Raw genomic sequence first — 17,708 nt, 5'->3', positions numbered from 1 at the left:
GCTCAGAAATCGCCCATCTGGCGGCGCAAGAACTCATGGAAGTGCTGCATGCCGTCTTCCATCGGGCTTTGATACGGACCGACTTCCGACACGCCGCGCTCGAACAATGCACGACGGCCGGCGTCCATGCGCTCGGCGATCTCGTCGTCTTCGCGGGCGGTTTCCATATACGCGGCCCGCTCGGCCTCGATGAATTCGCGTTCGAAGAGCGCAATTTCCTCGGGGTAATAGAATTCGACGATGTTCGTCGTTTTCTGCGGTCCGCGCGGAATCAGCCAGGACACCACCAGCACGTGCGGGTACCACTCGATCATCAGATGCGGGTAGTACACCATCCAGATCGCGCCGAAGTCCGGCGGCACGCCTTCGCGGTACCGCATCAGCACGTCGTGCCACTGTCGATAGATCGGGCTGCCCGGCTTGGCGAGACCTTCGTGCACGCCGACCGTCTGAACGCTATACCAGTCGCCGAATTCCCAGCTCAGGTCTTCGCAGGAAACGAAGCTGCCCAGCCCGGGATGGAACGGTACGACGTGATAGTCCTCGAGATAAACCTCGATGAACGTCTTCCAGTTGTAATTGCATTCATGCACTTCAACGTGATCGAACATGAAGTTCGAAAAGTCGAGATGATGCTTGACGCCCAGGCGGGCAAGATCGGCCTGAACGTCGCGGCCCTGCGCTTCGAACAGCAGTCCGTTCCAGCGCTGCAGCGGGAACTTGCCGAGGTTCAGGCAGGGCTTTTCCGGGAAATGCGGCGCGCCGAGCAGTTCGCCCGTCGTGTCGTAAGTCCAGCGATGGAGCGGGCACACGATGTTGCGCGCATTGCCACGGCCGCCCAGCATGATCGCCTGACGATGGCGGCAGACGTTCGAGAGCAGTTCGATGCCGCCATGCTGGCCCGCGCCATTGCGCACCAGCATGCGACCTTCCTGTTCGGCAGGCAGCGCAAAATAGTCGCCGGCGTCGGGCACCATCAGCTCATGGCCTACGTACCGAGGACCGTGTTCGAAGAGGACTTCACGTTCGCGGGCGAGGAGCGCCTCGTCGAAATACGTGTAGACCGGCAGTTGGCTCGAGGCCGGTTTGAGTTGCAAAGCGCTGCTTAGATTGGACATTCCCACTCCCGACTAGCTTGAAAGCAGTGAACAACCCAACCATCGAAAAATCGATTTAGGGGAACCGAGAATTATACCTTGTCTGGGCTGATGAGGGCCGCTAAGTCCATGATTTGCGTTAAATAATGTCCGAAAATTGTCAGTGCGATCGGTTTTGAGGCAATTTACGCTCTGCGAGCCGATGCGCTTTTGCCGTAAAATGGAACATTCGACCCGAATTTTGCGTTTATGGCCAAGACTGCAAAGTCGCAAGACGCGGCACCCGACGTGCCGCAGGACCTGCCCGAGACCTATGAGGCTGCGCTCGCCGAGCTCGAAAAGCTTGTGGGGCGTATGGAAGGCGGTGAGCTGGGGCTGGAGGAGTCGCTTGGCGCCTACCGGCGTGGTGCCGTGCTGGTGAAATACTGCCAGGGCCTGCTCGAGAAGGTGGAGCAGCAGGTCAAGGTGCTCGAGGGAGAGACGCTCAAGCCGCTCGAGCCGGTGCGCGACGAGTTCTGAGCGGCGCCGGGTGATACGGCAAGCCGACCTGCGACATGTGACGCATGAGCGAAGACGTCCCAACGCGGCGTGGGGCGACTCAATAACACGCACGGCCCAACGGGCACGTGCAGGATGAAGACGATGGCGGATCAGAATATCAAGGCCTGGATGCAGGCAGTACAGGCCCGTGTGGAACAATCGCTCGACGCCGCGCTGCCCAAGGCTACCGATGGCGGCTCGGCACGACTGAATGAATCGATGCGCTACGCCGTGCTCGGCGGCGGCAAGCGTGTGCGTCCGCTGTTGTGCTTTGCCGCCGGCGAGGTGACCCAGGCAAGCGAGACGGCCCTGGATCGCGCCGCGTGCGCCGTGGAAATGATCCACGCCTATTCGCTGGTGCATGACGATCTGCCGTGCATGGACGACGACGCTCTGCGCCGCGGCAAGCCGACGGTGCATGTGCAATACGACGAAGCGACCGGCCTGCTCGCGGGCGACGCGCTGCAAACGCAAGCGTTTGTGCTGCTCGGCGAAGCCACGGGCGACCTGAGCGCCGCACAGTCGCTTGCGCTGGTGCGCGAACTGGCCCTGGCCGCGGGGGCGCTGGGCATGGCCGGCGGGCAGGCGATCGATCTGGAGAGCGTCGGCATCAAGCTGAACCAGTCGCAACTGGAAAACATGCATCGACTGAAGACGGGCGCCTTGTTGCGCGCGTCGCTGCGCATGGGCGCCATCTGCGGCCGTGCGTTGTCGGACGATGAAACGCGCGCGCTGGACGCCTACGCGGCGGCCGTCGGTCTGGCCTTCCAGGTCGTGGACGACATTCTCGATACCACGGCCGATTCGGCCACGCTCGGCAAGACGGCCGGCAAGGACGCGGCCAACGACAAGCCGACCTACGTATCGCTGATGGGCCTCGACGGCGCGCGCGGCTACGCGGAGAAGCTGCGGGCCGATGCTCACGCGGCGAGTGCGACGCTCGGCAATGCGGATCGGCTGCGTGCCCTGGCCGATTACGTGGTCGATCGCATCAACTGACCGGCGAATCGCCGGACAGGCAAATTTCGAGGCGACCCAAGCGGCAAAGGATCGCGTGATCCGGGGGCGTTTGCAGTAGAAACAGGCAAGGGGCAATGAGGGTCGGCGCGGATCTCCCCACAGAACGCACCGGCAGGAGATCGGGACCGGCTCGCCAGGCAGGGCTGCCCGACCAGAACGCCTACATATGGAATGACGATGTACGAACTGCTAAATACCATCGATGACCCGGCCGCGTTGCGGCGTTTGGAGCGTCGCCAACTCGCACCGTTGGCCGAAGAGCTGCGTGCCTTCGTGCTCGAGAGCGTGTCGCGCACGGGCGGTCACCTGTCGTCCAATCTCGGCACGGTCGAGCTGACGATTGCACTGCACTACGTGTTCAACACGCCGGAGGATCGCATTGTCTGGGACGTGGGGCACCAGAGCTATCCGCACAAGATCCTGACGGGTCGCCGCGACGCCATGGCTTCGCTGCGTCAGCTCGGCGGTATTTCGGGCTTCCCGAAGCGCGATGAATCGCCCTATGACACGTTCGGCACGGCGCATTCGAGCACATCGATTTCAGCGGCGCTGGGCATGGCGCTTGGTGCGCGTACGAAGGGCGAACATCGCTTCGGCATCGCGGTGATCGGCGATGGCGCCATGACCGCCGGTATGGCGTTCGAGGCGATGAACAATGCGGGGGTGCATGAAGACGTGCCGCTGCTGGTCATCCTTAACGACAACGACATGTCGATCTCGCCGCCGGTCGGTGCCCTCAATCGCTATCTTGCCCGCCTGATGTCGGGTCGCTTCTATGCTGCGGCGAAGAAGGGCGTGGAGAAGGTGCTGAGCGTGGCGCCGCCGGTGCTGGAGCTGGCGCGCAAGTTCGAAGAGCATGCCAAGGGCATGGTCGTGCCGGCGACGATGTTCGAAGAGTTCGGCTTCAACTACATCGGCCCGATCGACGGTCATGACCTCGATTCGCTGATTCCGACGCTCGAGAACATCAAGAATCTGAAGGGGCCGCAATTCCTGCACGTGGTCACGCGCAAGGGATACGGCTACAAGTTGGCCGAAGCCGATCCGGTGCTGTATCACGGTCCGGGCAAGTTCAACCCGGCCGAAGGGATCAAGCCGAGCACGAGCAGCAAGAAGACCTACACGCAAGTGTTCGGCGACTGGCTCTGCGATATGGCCGAAGCCGACAAGCGTGTCGTGGGGATCACGCCAGCCATGCGCGAAGGCTCGGGCATGGTGGAGTTCGAGAAGCGTTTCCCGACGCGTTACTACGACGTGGGCATTGCCGAGCAACACGCCGTGACGTTCGCCGGCGGTATGGCGACCGAGGGCCTCAAGCCCGTGGTCGCGATCTACTCGACGTTCCTGCAGCGCGGTTACGATCAGCTGATTCACGACGTTGCGCTGCAAAATCTGCCGGTCGTGTTCGCGCTCGATCGGTCGGGCCTGGTCGGCGCAGACGGTGCAACGCACGCGGGCGCATACGACATCGCCTATTTGCGCTGCATTCCGAATATGGTCGTGATGGCGCCGTCGGATGAGAACGAATGCCGTCAGATGCTCTATACCGGTGTGCAGATCGACGGCCCGTCGGCCGTGCGTTATCCGCGCGGTGCCGGCACGGGCGCGGCGATCGAATCGACGATGAGCGCACTGCCGATCGGCAAGGGTGTTGTGCGACGCGAGGGACATGCCGAGGCTGGACGCCGTGTGGCAATTCTTGCGTTCGGCAGCATGGTGGCTCCGGCGCTTGCCGCAGCCGAGGAACTCGACGCCACCGTGGCCGACATGCGCTTCGTCAAGCCGATCGACGAGGCATTGATCGCACGACTGGCGCAAACGCACGACTATCTGGTCACGGTGGAAGAGGGCAGCATCATGGGCGGTGCGGGGTCGGCCGTGGCGGAATCCCTGCTTGCCGGTGGGGAGATTCGGCCTGTACTACAATTGGGCCTGCCCGATCGCTTCATCGATCATGGCGACCCGGCGCTGCTACTGGCCGCCGTGGGGCTCGATGCGGCGGGTATCGCGAAGTCCATCCGTGCCCGCTTCGACCTGCCGCTGATGCAGGCGTCGCAGGCCGCTGGCAAGGTCACGACCAAGCTCGTCGCCTGAGCGTCCGGTAGTCCTGAACCTCGGAGCGATCCGGCTTACATGCCGGATCGTTTCGTTTTGAATCGCCCTTTCCCGATACCGTGCCGGGGTCTCCGGCACGATTCCGACGACAACTGTCAGCGGCTGGTGAGCCAGGCGTCGGAAACGTTTGCCCATTGCCTCCCCCAAGTCGGCTTGCCGGCAAAGAAGGAAGAATTAGATGAATCAGATGAACCCCGCTTTCGTCATGCCCGACGTGCAAAGCACCGTCGATACCCGGCAGATCCCGATTCAGCGCGTGGGTGTGCGCGGTGTGCGTCATCCGCTGTCAGTGCGTCTGGCCGATGGGGAGGCGCAGGCCACCGTGGGCTTGTTCAATCTCGACGTGCATCTGCCTGCCGATCAGAAGGGCACGCACATGTCGCGCTTCGTGGCGCTGCTCGAGGCGCATCGCGCGCCGCTGGACGTGGCGGGTTTTCGCGCCATGCTCGACAGCATGCTGGAAAAACTCGAAGCCGACGCCGGTCGAATTGAAGTGGCGTTTCCGTATTTCATCAACAAGACGGCACCGGTCTCGGGCGTGCAAAGCTTGCTGGACTACGAAGTGACGCTCACCGGCGACGTGCGTAATGGTCAGACGCGCGTGTGGCTCAAGGTGCTCGTGCCGGTCACGAGCCTTTGCCCGTGCTCGAAGAAGATCTCGCAGTACGGCGCGCACAATCAGCGCTCGCATATCACGATCGACGCCGAAATCGCGGGCGATATCGCCGTCGAGGAACTGGTGCGCATGGCGGAGGAGGAGGCGTCCTGCGAGTTGTGGGGGCTGCTCAAGCGCCCGGATGAGAAGTACGTGACCGAGCGGGCCTATGAGAATCCGAAGTTCGTCGAGGATCTGGTGCGCGACGTGGCAACGCGGCTTAACAATGAGCCGCGCGTCGTGGCCTACGCGCTTCAAGCGGAGAATTTCGAGTCGATCCATAATCACAGCGCTTACGCCGTGATCGAACGCGACAAGCGCGTGGCGGCCTGATGTTGCTGCGCCTCGCGCGGCGCATGCAAGAAAAAACCGCTCCTTGGAGCGGTTTTTTCTTGGGCGTTTGCCGGGCGATGCGCTAGACGCCGCGCACGATGTCGGCCAGATCCCAGCGCGGGCGGACCGTGTAGGCGTATTCGCTGTCCGCTTCATCCGGCCAGTACTTGAGCCGCATGGCGCCGGCGAAGGCGATCATGGCGCCGTTATCCGTGCAGAAAGCCAGGTCCGGATAGTGCACGCGATAGCCACGGCGGCGAGCGGCTTCATTGAGTCCTTCGCGAAGCTGGGTGTTGGCACCCACGCCCCCTGCCACGACCAGCGTTTTCATGCCTGTCTGCTTGAGCGCGGCCATCGACTTGGCGACGAGCACGTCGACGATGGCGTCGACGAAGCCTCGCGCGAGATCCGCCTTTTCCTGGTCGCATACGTTGCCGCCGAGATTGCGCACCTGCGTGAGCACGGCGGTTTTCAATCCGCTGAAACTGAAGTCAAGGTTGCCCGAATGCTTCATCGGACGCGGCAAGTCGTAGCGTCCCGGCGTACCGAACTCGGCCAGGCGCGAGATGGCCGGCCCGCCCGGGTAGCCGAGTCCCAGCAACTTGGCGGTCTTGTCGAAGGCTTCGCCGGCGGCGTCGTCCAGTGTTTCGCCGAGCATGGCGTACTGGCCGAAGGCGCGGACTTCCATCAACTGCGTGTGGCCGCCAGAGACCAGCAAAGCGACGAACGGGAAATCGGGGGCATCCGGTGCGAGCAGCGGAGAGAGCAGATGGCCCTCCAGATGGTGCACGCCCACGACTGGACGCCCGAGCGCAAACGCGAGGGCGTTCGCGACGCTGGCGCCCACCAGCAGTGCCCCGGCGAGTCCGGGGCCTTGCGTGTAGGCGATTGCATCGACCGCGCTGAGTGGCTTGCCAGCTTGCGCAAGCACGGCTTCTGTCAGGGGCAGCGCACGGCGGATGTGGTCGCGCGACGCCAATTCGGGCACCACGCCACCGTATTCGCGGTGCATGGCAATCTGCGAATGCAGCGCGTGCGAAAGCAGGCCGGCCTCGGTGTCGTAAAGGGCGAGCCCGGTTTCGTCGCAGGAGCTTTCAATGCCTAAAACCAGCATGGCGGAAGGGGGAGACGTGCGGCGTCAAGGTAACGAGATAACCGAGAAGTATACCAGTCGCCCCTAAGCCCTGCCGGGTACAATGCGCGCCATGGAAAAGTTCGATGTAGCAATCGTGGGGGCTGGCGCGGCCGGCCTGATGTGCGCGGCGGTGGCCGGGCAACTTGGGCTACGCGTGGTGCTCATCGATCACGCGACGCGTCTGGCGGAGAAGATCCGGATTTCAGGCGGCGGGCGCTGCAATTTCACCAATATCAACGCCGGACCGGCCAACTACCTGTCCGAGAACCCGAGATTCTGCCGCTCGGCCCTGGCGCGCTATACGCCGCGCGATTTTCTGGATCTGCTGGGGCGTCACCGCATTGCCTGGCACGAAAAGCATCGCGGACAGCTGTTTTGCGACAACAGTGCCGAGGACATCATCGACATGCTCCGCAAGGAGTGTGCGACGGGGCACGTGCATTGGCGCATGCCGTGCACTGTGCATACCGTTGCCCATACGTCCTCAGGCGGCGCGCATCCGTATCACTTGACGACAGATGCGGGTCATATCGCGGCCAAACGACTGGTGATCGCCACGGGTGGCCTGTCGATTCCCAAAATCGGCGCGACGGACTGGGGTTATCGGATCGCGCGTCAATTCGGGCTGGAGATCGTCGAGCCGCGTCCCGCGCTGGTGCCGCTCATGTTCGACGCGTCGACCTGGGCGCCGTTTGCGGGGCTATCTGGTTTGTCGCTGGAAGTCGAGGTGAGCGCGGGAAAGGGAAAGGACGCCGGTCGTTTCGTTGAGGATCTCTTGTTTACGCACCGCGGGTTGTCCGGTCCGGCCATCCTGCAAATTTCCAGCTTCTGGACGCCGGGGCAGTCAATCACCCTGGATCTGGCGCCATCGTCTGACATCGAGGTGGCATTGTTCGAGGCGAAGGCGACATCGAAGCGGCAGTTGGCCAACCTGTTGGCGCAATGGGTGCCGGCCCGTTTGGCCGACGCCTGGGTTGCGAACAGCGGGCTTTCGCCGCAGGCGCGCGTACAGGAATTGCCGGACAAGGCGTTGCGCTCGCTCGCCCAGGCGTTTTCCAGTTGGACGCTCAAGCCGTGCGGGTCTGAAGGCTGGCGCAAGGCCGAAGTCACGCGGGGTGGGGTCGATACGAAGGCACTGTCTTCCGCCACCCTGGAGGCGCGCGCACAACCGGGGCTGCATTTCGTCGGGGAAGTGGTCGACGTGACCGGGTGGCTGGGTGGCTATAACTTCCAGTGGGCGTGGGCGTCTGCCGTGGCGTGCGCGCAGGCAATGTCCGAAAGCGTGAGGGCGGAGCGGGCGGGGGGCGACGCGCTGTCGTAGACGGCGACTTCTGTGCTGTGATAATCTCTCCCCTTCGTGGAGACGACGCACCGATGGCGGAGCAGAGTCTCCTGCGAGCCCGCTTGTGATCGCGTGTGTGATCGTTTCCTCAAGCGGGTTTTTGTGCTTTCTGCGCTCGCTCACGCCGGCGCCGAGCCATCGGCTGCGGACGCACGCGGCAAGTGCCTGACGACAGTCGTCCTTTCCTTTGGGGCGGCATGCACTACACTGAAACGTATTCGAAATCCGGAACCCCTGCTCATGAGTCTGAAAGAACGCATTACCGAAGATATGAAGACGGCCATGCGTGCCAAGGCCGCGGAACGACTGGGGACCATCCGGCTGCTGCTCGCGGCAATCAAACAAAAGGAAGTCGACGAGCGCATCTCTCTCGATGACACGGCGATCGTGGCCGTCGTCGACAAGCTGATCAAACAACGCAAGGATTCCATCAGCCAGTTTCAGGCGGCCGGTCGCACCGATCTGGCCGACAAGGAGGCCGCCGAACTCGACGTGCTCATGGTCTATATGCCCCAGCAACTCTCGGCTGACGAGGTCGAGCAGGCGGTCAAGGCAGCCGTGGCGCAAACGGGCGCGGCGGGTCCGCAGGACATGGGCAAGGTGATGGGCGTGCTCAAAGGCCAGTTGGCCGGTCGCGCCGACATGACGGCCGTGTCCGCGCAGGTGAAGGCGGCGTTGGCTGCGTAATTGAGTGGTGCGGTGAGTTGCCGTCGCAAGCGACGGCACGGTGCCGTGCCGCGATGGTATCGATCCAGTGATCCCCCAGTCGTTCCTGCAGGACTTGCTCAACCGCGTCGATATCGTCGAGGTGGTGGGCCGCTACGTGCAGTTGAAGAAAGGCGGGGCGAACTTCATGGGGCTGTGCCCCTTTCATAATGAGAAGTCGCCCTCATTTACCGTAAGTCCCACCAAGCAGTTCTATCACTGCTTCGGATGTGGCGCGCACGGCAGCGCGATCAGCTTCCTGATGGAGCATGCCGGACTCGGATTTGTCGAAGCTGTCGAGGACCTGGCCCGCAATGTTGGGCTGGATGTGCCGCGTGAGGCGCCGTTGCCGGGCGCGCCGGCACCTGCCGCGCAGCGTGCGCAAACCCTCGGTCTGGTCGACGTCATGACGCGTGCCTGCGACTACTACCGCAAGCAATTGCGTAGTGCGCCGACCGCCATCGAGTATTTGAAGCGACGAGGATTGACGGGCGAAATCGCCGCGCATTTTGGACTGGGCTACGCGCCCGATGGGTGGCAGAACCTCGACGCCGCGTTTCAGGACTACCGCGACGATCAGTTGCTCGACGCGGGTCTCGTCATCGAGAGCGAGAAGGGCGAGGCGGGCAGCGCGAAGCGTCGTTATGACCGTTTTCGCGACCGGATCATGTTCCCGATCCGAAACACGAAAGGGCAGGTGATTGCGTTCGGCGGGCGTGTGCTGGACAAGGGCGAGCCCAAGTATCTGAATTCGCCCGAGACGCCGCTGTTCAGCAAGGGCAGCGAACTGTATGGGCTGTTCGAGGCGCGCACGGGGATTCGCGACGCGGGCTATGTGCTCGTGGTCGAAGGGTATATGGACGTGGTGGCGCTGGCGCAGCTCGGCTTTCCACAGGCGGTGGCCACGTTGGGCACTGCCTGTACGCCGATGCACGTGCAGAAGCTGTTGCGCCAGACCGAGACGGTGGTGTTCAGCTTTGACGGCGACGCGGCCGGCCGGCGGGCGGCCCGCCGGGCGCTCGAGGCGTGTTTGCCGCATGCCGACGACAACCGGAGCTTCAAGTTCCTGTTCTTGCCGAGCGAGCACGATCCCGACAGCTATGTGCGTGAGCACGGCGCTGACGCGTTTGCCGATGAGGTATCGCGTGCCATGCCGCTGTCGCAGTTCCTGATCGGAGAAGTGACGGCAGGCAAGGAGATGCATCAGCCCGAAGGGCGGGCGCGTGCGCTGTTTGAGGCGAAGCCGTTGTTGCAGCAGATGCCGGCAAACGCGTTGCGAGGGCAGATCCTGCATGCACTGGCCGAGCGGGTGGAAAGTTCGGTCGAAGAAGTGGCCGGGTTGTGCGAGTTGTCGATCGGCGCGGCACGCCGTCAGAACACATGGGATAAGGCGCCGGCCAAGCGCGAGAAGCGCCGTGTAGTGGGAACCGAGCATCGGGCGTTGCAGAACCTGCTCATGTTTCCGGCACTGGGGAATGAATTAACCGACGAAGAAGCCAAGATTTTGCAGGAAGGGCCCCATCACGCCGAGATTTTCTCGGAAGTGCTGGCGCATTGCCGTGAAATGGGGGCGCAGGCCGACTTTCGTTTCATGTCGGATCGGCTGCGGGTGTCGCCGAACTGGGCGAGTTTCGACGATATTCTTCGCGAAATTCTCTCGTTCGAAGAGAACGCCCGCGACCTGTTGTTGTTCGACCCGGAGGATGAGACCCAGGTCGAGCGTCGGGAGGAGCAGATCGCGCTGCGGCTTGCGGAACTGAGAAGCGCGATCCGGCGCTTGCAGTACGACGGTCTGTGCGACGCCCTGGAGACGATTTTCAAGCGGACGTCGCTGACGTCCGATGAATTGCGCCACGCTCAAGCGCTGTCGCGGCAACGCGACGAATTGAAGCGGCTGCTGGCTCCGGCCGGCACAGGAGGCACGCGAAGTTGAGGTAAGCCCGCGTGCTACAATGGAAGGTTTTCAGTGGGCTGTTTTCTGGCAAGCGAGATCGCTATGGCAAAGATGACAACGACCAGCGGAAAAAAGACGGTTATCCCTGCACCGAAGGCAAAGCGCGCGACCAGCGCGGCGGCGGCATCCGGTGGGAGGGGGGCGTCTCGTTCTGCAAAAGCTGGCGTTGCCGTGAAAGCCGATGCGGTGGGTCGAGCCACGAAGAAAACGGCCAGCCAGGCAAGTTCGGCGAAACGTACCACGCAAGTAAAGGCAGCCGCCGGCGCATCGAAGACGACCGGCAAGACGGCTGCGAAGGTGACCGATGTCACCAAGCGCAAGAGTGCGACCGCCGCGACGGTGGGGGCTGCGAAGGCAGCCAGGCCGACGGTGAAGTCCGAGCCGCCCGTCAGGGCGACGAAGGCGGCAACGACCGTGAAGGCGACGGCCGGCGGGAAACCGCAGGCCCGACAACCCGCTGAAAAAAGCGCCAAGAGCGCAACTACCGCCAAGGCATCGACCCTGGCGGGCCGCAGTAAACCTGCGACGCAAGCCCCACGAAAGACTGGGGCTTCCAGCAAACCCGAGGCTGTGGAGGTCGTGTCGGCAGCAAGTGAGCCGCTCGTCCCCAGGACGCGCGGCAAGGCCGCGAAGACCGCCGCCTCGGTGGCGCAGAGCGTCGCAGCGGATACTAGTGATCAACCCGTGAACGAAGATCAGACCAAAGTGGAAAAGCAGAAGGCGCGTGATCGCCGGGCAAAAGAGAAAGCACTGCTCAAGGACGCATTTTCCTCGCACCAGCCCGGTACGGCCGAGGAACTTGAGGAACGTCGTGGCAAGCTGCGGGCACTGATCAAGCTGGGTAAGGAACGAGGCTTCCTGACCTTTGCAGAGATCAACGACCACCTGCCCGACGACGTGGTGGAGGGCGACGCGCTGGAAGGCGTGATCGCTACGTTTAACGACATGGGCGTTGCCGTGTACGAGCAGGCACCCGATGCCGAAACGCTGTTGCTCAACGACAATGCGCCGAACGCCGCAACGGATGACGAAGTCGAGGAGCAAGCGGAAGCGGCCCTGTCGACGGTCGACTCCGAGTTTGGCCGCACGACCGATCCGGTGCGTATGTACATGCGCGAGATGGGCACGGTCGAGTTGCTGACGCGCGAGGGCGAAATCGAGATCGCCAAGCGGATCGAGGAAGGCCTGAAGCACATGGTGCAGGCGATTTCCGCGTGCCCGACGACGATTGCCGAAATTCTGGCGATGGCCGAGAAGGTCGAGCGCGAAGAAATGCGCATCGACGAGGTGGTCGACGGCCTGATCGATCCGAATGCCGAAGCGGTTGCGGCAGCGGCGGCGGCAGCGGCCGAAGACGAAGACTTCGACGCGGATGCGGACGCGGAAGAGGAAGAAGCGGAAGAGGCGGCTGACGAGGACGACGACAGCAGCGGCGGCGGGGCGTCGGCCGCGCAGGTCGAGCAGCTCAAGCGTGACGCGTTGGCCAAGTTCGCCGAGATCGCCGACTGGTTTGGCAAGATGCGTCGCGCGTTCGAGAAGGAAGGCTACCAGTCGAAGTCGTACGTGAAGGCTGGCGAGGCGATCCAGGCGGAACTGATGACGATCCGCTTCACGGCGCGCACGGTTGAGCGTCTGTGCGACACGCTGCGTTCGCAAGTCGACGAAGTGCGCAACATCGAGCGCGCTATCCTGAATATCGTGGTCGACAAGTGCGGCATGCCGCGTGCGGATTTCGTGTCGCGTTTCCCGGGCAACGAAACCAATCTCGACTGGATCTACACGGTCGTGGCGGACAACAAGGCGTACAGCTCGGTGGTTGAGCGTAATGTCCCTGCGGTGCGCGAATTGCAGCAGAAGCTGATCGACTTGCAGGCGCGCGTGGTGTTGCCGCTTACCGAGTTGAAGGACGTCAATCGCAAGATGTCGGAAGGCGAGCGCCGTGCACGCAAGGCCAAGCGCGAGATGACCGAAGCGAACTTGCGTCTGGTGATTTCGATTGCGAAGAAATACACGAACCGTGGCCTGCAGTTCCTGGATCTGATTCAGGAGGGCAACATTGGCCTGATGAAGGCGGTGGACAAGTTCGAATACCGTCGTGGTTACAAGTTCTCGACGTATGCGACGTGGTGGATTCGTCAGGCCATTACGCGTTCGATCGCGGACCAGGCACGTACCATCCGTATTCCGGTGCACATGATCGAGACGATCAACAAGATGAACCGGATTTCGCGTCAGATTCTGCAGGAGACCGGTGTCGAGCCGGATCCGGCGACGCTGGCCGAGAAGATGGAGATGCCGGAGGACAAGATCCGCAAGATCATGAAGATCGCGAAGGAGCCGATCTCCATGGAAACGCCGATCGGTGACGACGACGATTCGCATCTGGGCGATTTCATCGAGGATACGGGCACGGTAGCCCCTGCGGACGCCGCGTTGCATGGTAGTATGCGCGACGTCGTGAAGGATGTGCTCGATTCGCTGACGCCGCGCGAGGCCAAGGTGTTGCGCATGCGGTTTGGTATCGAGATGAGCACGGACCATACGCTCGAGGAAGTGGGCAAGCAATTTGACGTGACGCGTGAGCGTATTCGTCAGATCGAAGCCAAGGCGCTGCGCAAGCTGCGTCACCCGAGCCGTTCCGACAAGCTCAAGTCGTTCCTCGAAGGCAATTGATTGCAGCTGAGCGAGCGCCGGTAGTTGAGGGCCGTTAGCTCAGTGGTTAGAGCAGGGGACTCATAATCCCTTGGTCGCTGGTTCGAACCCAGCACGGCCTACCAAAGAAGTAAAAAAGCCCCTGACGGTGACGTCAGGGGCTTTTTATTTTTAAATCAATGGTTTGCGTAGATATTTTTCTCTAGTCGTCTGCGGTTTTTCGATGTCGAGAGGGTGTCGGTAGCGGTACGGTAACGGGCCAAATTGAACCGCACCGGGAATCGTGGAGGCCGGTTGGTTTAAGTTAATGCAGGCATGTCAGCGATATTTCTGAGTTGCCCGTAGTAGTTTGCCTCGGCGTCGGCGGGCCGGATGTAGCCGAGCGGTTCCATCAGTCGATGATGGTTGTACCGGGCTACCCATTCCAGCGTTGCCAGTTCGACAGATTCCCTCGTGCTGCACGGGGCGCGCCGATGAATTCGCTCTGCCTTGTACAGGCCGTTGATCGTTTCAGCCAGCGCGTTGTAGTAGCTATCGCCACGGCTGCCGACAGAAGGCTCGATGCCCGCTTCGGTCAGACGTTCGCTGTAGCGAATGCTGACGTATTGCGAACCCTTATCGGAGTGATGTATCAACGTCCCGTCGCCGCCAGGTTGCCGCGCGTACAGTGCTTGCTCAAGTGCGTCCAGAACGAAGTCCGTGGTCATCGACGAACTGACTCACCAGCCAACGATACGGCGGGCGAACACATCGATCACGAACGCCACATAGCGCCAGCCCTGCCACGTCGAGACGTAAGTAAAATCCGACACCCAGAGCTGATTCGGTCGCTGCGCCTTGAATTGCCGGTTGACCCGGTCCAGCGGACGCGGCGCGTTCGTATCGGGAACCGTCGTGCGAACCCGCTTCCCGCGAACCGCACCACATAAGCCTTGCTGCTTCATTAGCCGACCAACCGTGCAGCGGGCCACCACGATGCCCTCCCGGTTCATCTGCTTCCAGACCTTTGGCACGCCATAGACCTGCATGTTGGCCTGCCAGACACGCCTGATCTCGGGTTGCAGAATCTCGTCGCGTTTCTCGCGCGCGCAACGTCGGGATGGATCACGAAGGTGTGGCGCATGGCGTCGGTAGCCCGACGGGGCAATCCGCAAGACCCCGCAGATCGGCTCGACCCCGAAGGTGTCGCGATGCTGGTCGACGAAGGCTTTCAGGACTTGAAACGGCGGTCGAGCTCCGCCTGGGCGAAAAACGCACTTGCGACCTTGAGAATCTCGTTGGCGCGGCGTAACTCCTTGACCTCACGTTCCAACGCCTTGGGCCGCTCGCGCTCATCGGTGGTCATACCATCACGCTCCCCCTGGTCGGCCTGTTCGCGCTTGACCCATTCGTGCAGCGTCTGCGGCGTACAGCCGATCATTCCTGCAATCGATTCGAACTCCGCCCACATCTACGGATGTTCGCTACGCTGCTCGCGCACCAAACGTACTGCTCGCTCGCGGACTTCCGGGGAAACGTCGTTGCTTTTTTGTTCATGGCTCGATTCTCTCGAGAATTCGGGCCTCCACCAAATCCGGTATGGTTCATCCTGCTGCGCGGGCGCGTACAAGATAGTGGTGAACATCGTGTTGCGGTAACGCTGTGTTGGCATTAGGCACAAAGCGCTCGTATCGTCGCACATGCTCAAACTGCACGTCGTCGAGTGCGCAGGCACAGACAACTGGTAAGCCCGTGGCAGCACGAGACCGAGCAAGGTCATTTTGGGCGACTGAGGGTCGCTCCGCGACGCTAAAGCCTGAACATCCACCCGGCCAAGATGAAAAAAACCCATCACGATGGATGGGTTATGAATCCGTGGAGCGGGGGCACGACATTGCGTCACGGTCAGGACAGTCTACGCGCACCAGCTAGCCGAAATGCTAAGGAATACCCGGGCACGCACAGAATTATGCTGAAGAAGAAAGTGATAGAGCAAGCGCCACCGGATACTGCCAAAGTAGCGAACGAGATTCTGTGGGGCTCCGTGCAGCGGATGCTCCAGTTGATTGGCTGGCAGGTTCGCAAGCGGCCAATCGGCTTCAGACCTAGGATCCAGGTCCTGCCATCGGTGGCAACGATGGTCAATGAGCGTTCGTCAACGGATTTGTGCCGCGTGTGGCCGGGGCGAGATGGCTGGGCGGCGCTGACGCTGGTGATCGACTGCCACACGCGCGAGCTACTGGGCTGGCACCTGTCGCGAAGTGGCAAAGCTTGCACTGCCAGCTGCGCCCTGGAATACGCCCCGATCGCTCGCTTCGGGACGCTTGTTCGCATGCCCACTCCGTTTTGACTGCGCTCGGACAATGGCTTGGTGTTTACTTTGCGAAGCTACACCGCATTGGTGCGCAGCTGCGGATTGCACCGAGCGTACATTACGCCTCATTGCCCGCAGCGGAATGGCATGGTTGAGCGCGCGATTCGCACCTTGAAAGAGCAATGCGTGCATCGGCAATGTTTTGACATGATCCAGCATGCCGCTCGCGTGATCAGTGACTGAATACGCTTTTGCAACCACCGGCGCCCACGTCAGGCGCTTGGAATGAACGCCCCGGCTGAGGCATTTGTCTTAGCCGCTTAACCTGAGCTGATTACGCTGGGTTATTACGCTACGCCCAGGAGTTCAACGAGCGAAGCGATAACCTTTGCCAGGCTACTTCGTCACAAGCGACCAGCCGACATGGAGATCGCTTTTGCCGGACTCGTGCTCCCACTGCTGCTCGCAGGCATAACAGCGGTAGAACACGAGATTTCCAACTGCATGCGCAAAATGCTTCCTTCGAGCGGTGCCAGTCTGCACTAGATCCTGGTGCGCCACTCCGTTGGGCATTGTGCGCGCGAGTTGCTCGCATGCGGCGCATCTTGCCATATCGGTCTCCGCTTGTTTTGATGAATCCGCCCACGAGGCCATGCTCAGCATGGTCAAACGAAGCCCGCCGATGTGCAAACGCTCGAATCCGCTTCGCCGGGGGGATTGACGAACGGTCAGATCAGACTACGCCCCTCCAGGGCAGTCGGACCTAAGGAATACCCGCGTGACGCCATATCAATTCGGACCGCGCCTACTCTGGAGGGCCTAGAATGACGTCTATCGCGGCCTGACCGGAAATTTCAGCGATCAGATACGCCCATCGACGTGAAAACGGTCCATTGCGAATCTTTATCCGCGCGCCTAAAGCCATGACACCTACCGGCTTTATTGGGCCATCTACACGAAACCATACGTCGAACATGCCCTCTGTGGTCGACTTCAGCTCAATGTGGATTTCGAAGCCACGATACTCAATCATCCTTTCCATCATTTTCTCCGACTTCAAAGAGAGGGCAGCATGCGAAAAGTCCGCGTAACCATCTCTTGAGCAGCGCGCCTCGAATCGATGATACCCCCTTGGCTCTCTCGCTTTGCGCTACGTGCGTGTGGGGAACTCGGAATTCAGCGGCGCCACGCCGCCAAATTCACGCCTATGGACTATCGCTATTGGTTTCAAGCGACATCGAATCGAAAGTCATGCCGCTGACGAAAAGCGCTCCGTAATCATCCCGATCTTCGGGCGGACGCCGGGAATAAGCCCTTGCAAAAATTACGTTGTGTTGGGTATATGAACCGTGTATAAATTGTATACGGTACATCAAGTTCGATTTTCATCGACTAGAGTCGATCGCGCCGATTTTTTGCGAAATAATTCCGATCCCTGAATTTCTTGTTTGTCTGTCACTGGTGCCCAGTCAAGCCTTTCGCGATGGCAACATGTCGGGAAAATGAGGAGTTCACATGAGCACCGGAATTGTTAAGTGGTTCAACGACAGAAAAGGCTTTGGTTTCATCAAGCCGGATGAGGGTGGCGACGATATATTCGCCCACTTCTCGGAAATGCAGCCCCATGGGCGCACCGAGTTCCGCACCCTCCAAGAAAATCAGCACGTCGCTTTCGACATTGTGCGCGGGCCAAAAGGCTTGCAGGCCTCAAATGTCAAGTCCGCGTAATTAGTACCCATTACCGCTCCCCCACGTCACTGTGCCTACATGCACGGTGACGTGACGCTGGTAGAGGTGGCTGCGCGAATTCGGACAGTCGGATAAGTGGAGCGACCGGGGCCTGAGCCGGCGATAATGCTGGCAAAGG

Annotated in this window: 14 protein-coding genes, 1 tRNA gene, 1 pseudogene and 1 other annotated feature; of the genes and pseudogenes, 12 read left to right on the top strand and 4 right to left on the bottom strand. The window is 61.4% G+C overall.

All coding sequences use genetic code 11. From position 1 onward, the window contains the following. Window positions 1-2 precede the first annotated feature (2 nt). Window positions 3-1,118: an aromatic ring-hydroxylating oxygenase subunit alpha gene (locus PCE31107_RS21280; RefSeq protein WP_150610582.1), complete on the bottom strand. Its 1,116-nt coding sequence runs from the start codon at window positions 1,116-1,118 to the stop codon at window positions 3-5. Between the two features lie 228 nt (window positions 1,119-1,346). Between PCE31107_RS21280 and PCE31107_RS21275 the strand changes: the two genes are divergently transcribed. From PCE31107_RS21275 to folE2, 4 genes are all read left to right on the top strand, one after another. Then, a complete protein-coding gene (locus PCE31107_RS21275; RefSeq protein WP_017231860.1) occupies window positions 1,347-1,616 on the top strand; it encodes an exodeoxyribonuclease VII small subunit in 270 nt (89 codons plus the stop codon). 114 nt (window positions 1,617-1,730) lie between these two features. Further along, a complete protein-coding gene (locus tag PCE31107_RS21270) occupies window positions 1,731-2,636 on the top strand; it encodes a polyprenyl synthetase family protein (protein WP_150610581.1) in 906 nt (301 codons plus the stop codon). A 198-nt stretch (window positions 2,637-2,834) separates the two neighbouring features. Beyond that, window positions 2,835-4,751 (top strand): 1-deoxy-D-xylulose-5-phosphate synthase, encoded by a 1,917-nt coding sequence (dxs, locus tag PCE31107_RS21265; protein ID WP_150610580.1) that lies wholly within the window; start codon window positions 2,835-2,837, stop codon window positions 4,749-4,751. Window positions 4,752-4,950: 199 nt separating this feature from the next. Next, window positions 4,951-5,760, top strand: coding sequence for a GTP cyclohydrolase FolE2 (gene folE2, locus PCE31107_RS21260; protein ID WP_150610579.1), 810 nt, complete (start codon window positions 4,951-4,953; stop codon window positions 5,758-5,760). 82 nt (window positions 5,761-5,842) lie between these two features. On the opposite strand, the gene tsaD is transcribed toward folE2, so the two are convergent. Next, window positions 5,843-6,874, bottom strand: a complete 1,032-nt coding sequence (gene tsaD / locus PCE31107_RS21255) for a tRNA (adenosine(37)-N6)-threonylcarbamoyltransferase complex transferase subunit TsaD (RefSeq protein WP_017231856.1) — start codon at window positions 6,872-6,874, stop codon at window positions 5,843-5,845. A 91-nt stretch (window positions 6,875-6,965) separates the two neighbouring features. Here tsaD and PCE31107_RS21250 point away from each other — a divergent pair, with 91 nt between their 5' ends. The 3 genes from PCE31107_RS21250 to dnaG all read left to right on the top strand — a co-directional run bounded on the left by PCE31107_RS21250 (window position 6,966) and on the right by dnaG (window position 10,875). Then, window positions 6,966-8,216 (top strand): BaiN/RdsA family NAD(P)/FAD-dependent oxidoreductase, encoded by a 1,251-nt coding sequence (locus PCE31107_RS21250; RefSeq protein ID WP_130026439.1) that lies wholly within the window; start codon window positions 6,966-6,968, stop codon window positions 8,214-8,216. Window positions 8,217-8,477: 261 nt separating this feature from the next. Next, window positions 8,478-8,924 carry a GatB/YqeY domain-containing protein gene (locus PCE31107_RS21245; protein WP_130026438.1) on the top strand — a complete coding sequence of 149 codons (447 nt, stop codon included), beginning with the start codon at window positions 8,478-8,480 and terminating at the stop codon, window positions 8,922-8,924. Window positions 8,925-8,991: 67 nt separating this feature from the next. Further along, the gene (dnaG, locus tag PCE31107_RS21240; protein WP_130027884.1) at window positions 8,992-10,875 is read left to right on the top strand and encodes a DNA primase; all 1,884 of its coding nucleotides are present in this window, start codon (window positions 8,992-8,994) and stop codon (window positions 10,873-10,875) included. 14 nt (window positions 10,876-10,889) lie between these two features. Here dnaG and PCE31107_RS21235 read toward each other — a convergent pair whose 3' ends face one another. Further along, window positions 10,890-11,369: a hypothetical protein gene (locus PCE31107_RS21235; RefSeq protein WP_150610578.1), complete on the bottom strand. Its 480-nt coding sequence runs from the start codon at window positions 11,367-11,369 to the stop codon at window positions 10,890-10,892. Between PCE31107_RS21235 and rpoD the strand changes: the two genes are divergently transcribed. Together rpoD and PCE31107_RS21225 are read left to right on the top strand one after the other, a co-directional pair. Further along, a complete protein-coding gene (gene rpoD / locus PCE31107_RS21230; RefSeq protein WP_425494743.1) occupies window positions 11,266-13,569 on the top strand; it encodes an RNA polymerase sigma factor RpoD in 2,304 nt (767 codons plus the stop codon). The two genes, PCE31107_RS21235 and rpoD, sit on opposite strands and share 104 nt — an antisense overlap. Before the next feature lie 28 nt (window positions 13,570-13,597). After that, a tRNA-Ile gene (locus PCE31107_RS21225) sits at window positions 13,598-13,673 on the top strand. 174 nt (window positions 13,674-13,847) lie between these two features. On the opposite strand, the pseudogene PCE31107_RS21220 reads toward PCE31107_RS21225, so the two are convergent. Next, window positions 13,848-15,121, bottom strand: a pseudogene (locus PCE31107_RS21220) (IS3 family transposase). After that, window positions 14,688-14,804, bottom strand: a sequence feature (AL1L pseudoknot). It overlaps the preceding pseudogene by 117 nt. A gap of 375 nt (window positions 15,122-15,496) precedes the next feature. Between PCE31107_RS21220 and PCE31107_RS23750 the strand changes: the two are divergent. The 3 genes from PCE31107_RS23750 to PCE31107_RS21200 all read left to right on the top strand — a co-directional run bounded on the left by PCE31107_RS23750 (window position 15,497) and on the right by PCE31107_RS21200 (window position 17,569). Next, entirely contained in the window at window positions 15,497-15,877 is a 381-nt protein-coding gene (locus tag PCE31107_RS23750) for an integrase catalytic domain-containing protein (RefSeq protein ID WP_246181925.1), read from the top strand. Between the two features lie 21 nt (window positions 15,878-15,898). Next, complete coding sequence (locus PCE31107_RS23820; RefSeq protein ID WP_343032356.1) at window positions 15,899-16,084, top strand: integrase core domain-containing protein; 186 nt, start codon at window positions 15,899-15,901, stop codon at window positions 16,082-16,084. A gap of 1,272 nt (window positions 16,085-17,356) precedes the next feature. After that, window positions 17,357-17,569, top strand: coding sequence for a cold-shock protein (locus PCE31107_RS21200; RefSeq protein WP_150610576.1), 213 nt, complete (start codon window positions 17,357-17,359; stop codon window positions 17,567-17,569). Window positions 17,570-17,708: the final 139 nt, after the last annotated feature.

The organism is Pandoraea cepalis (assembly GCF_902459625.1).
Lineage (GTDB): Bacteria > Pseudomonadota > Gammaproteobacteria > Burkholderiales > Burkholderiaceae > Pandoraea > Pandoraea cepalis.
This window is presented reverse-complemented; position numbering and strand designations above follow the sequence as displayed.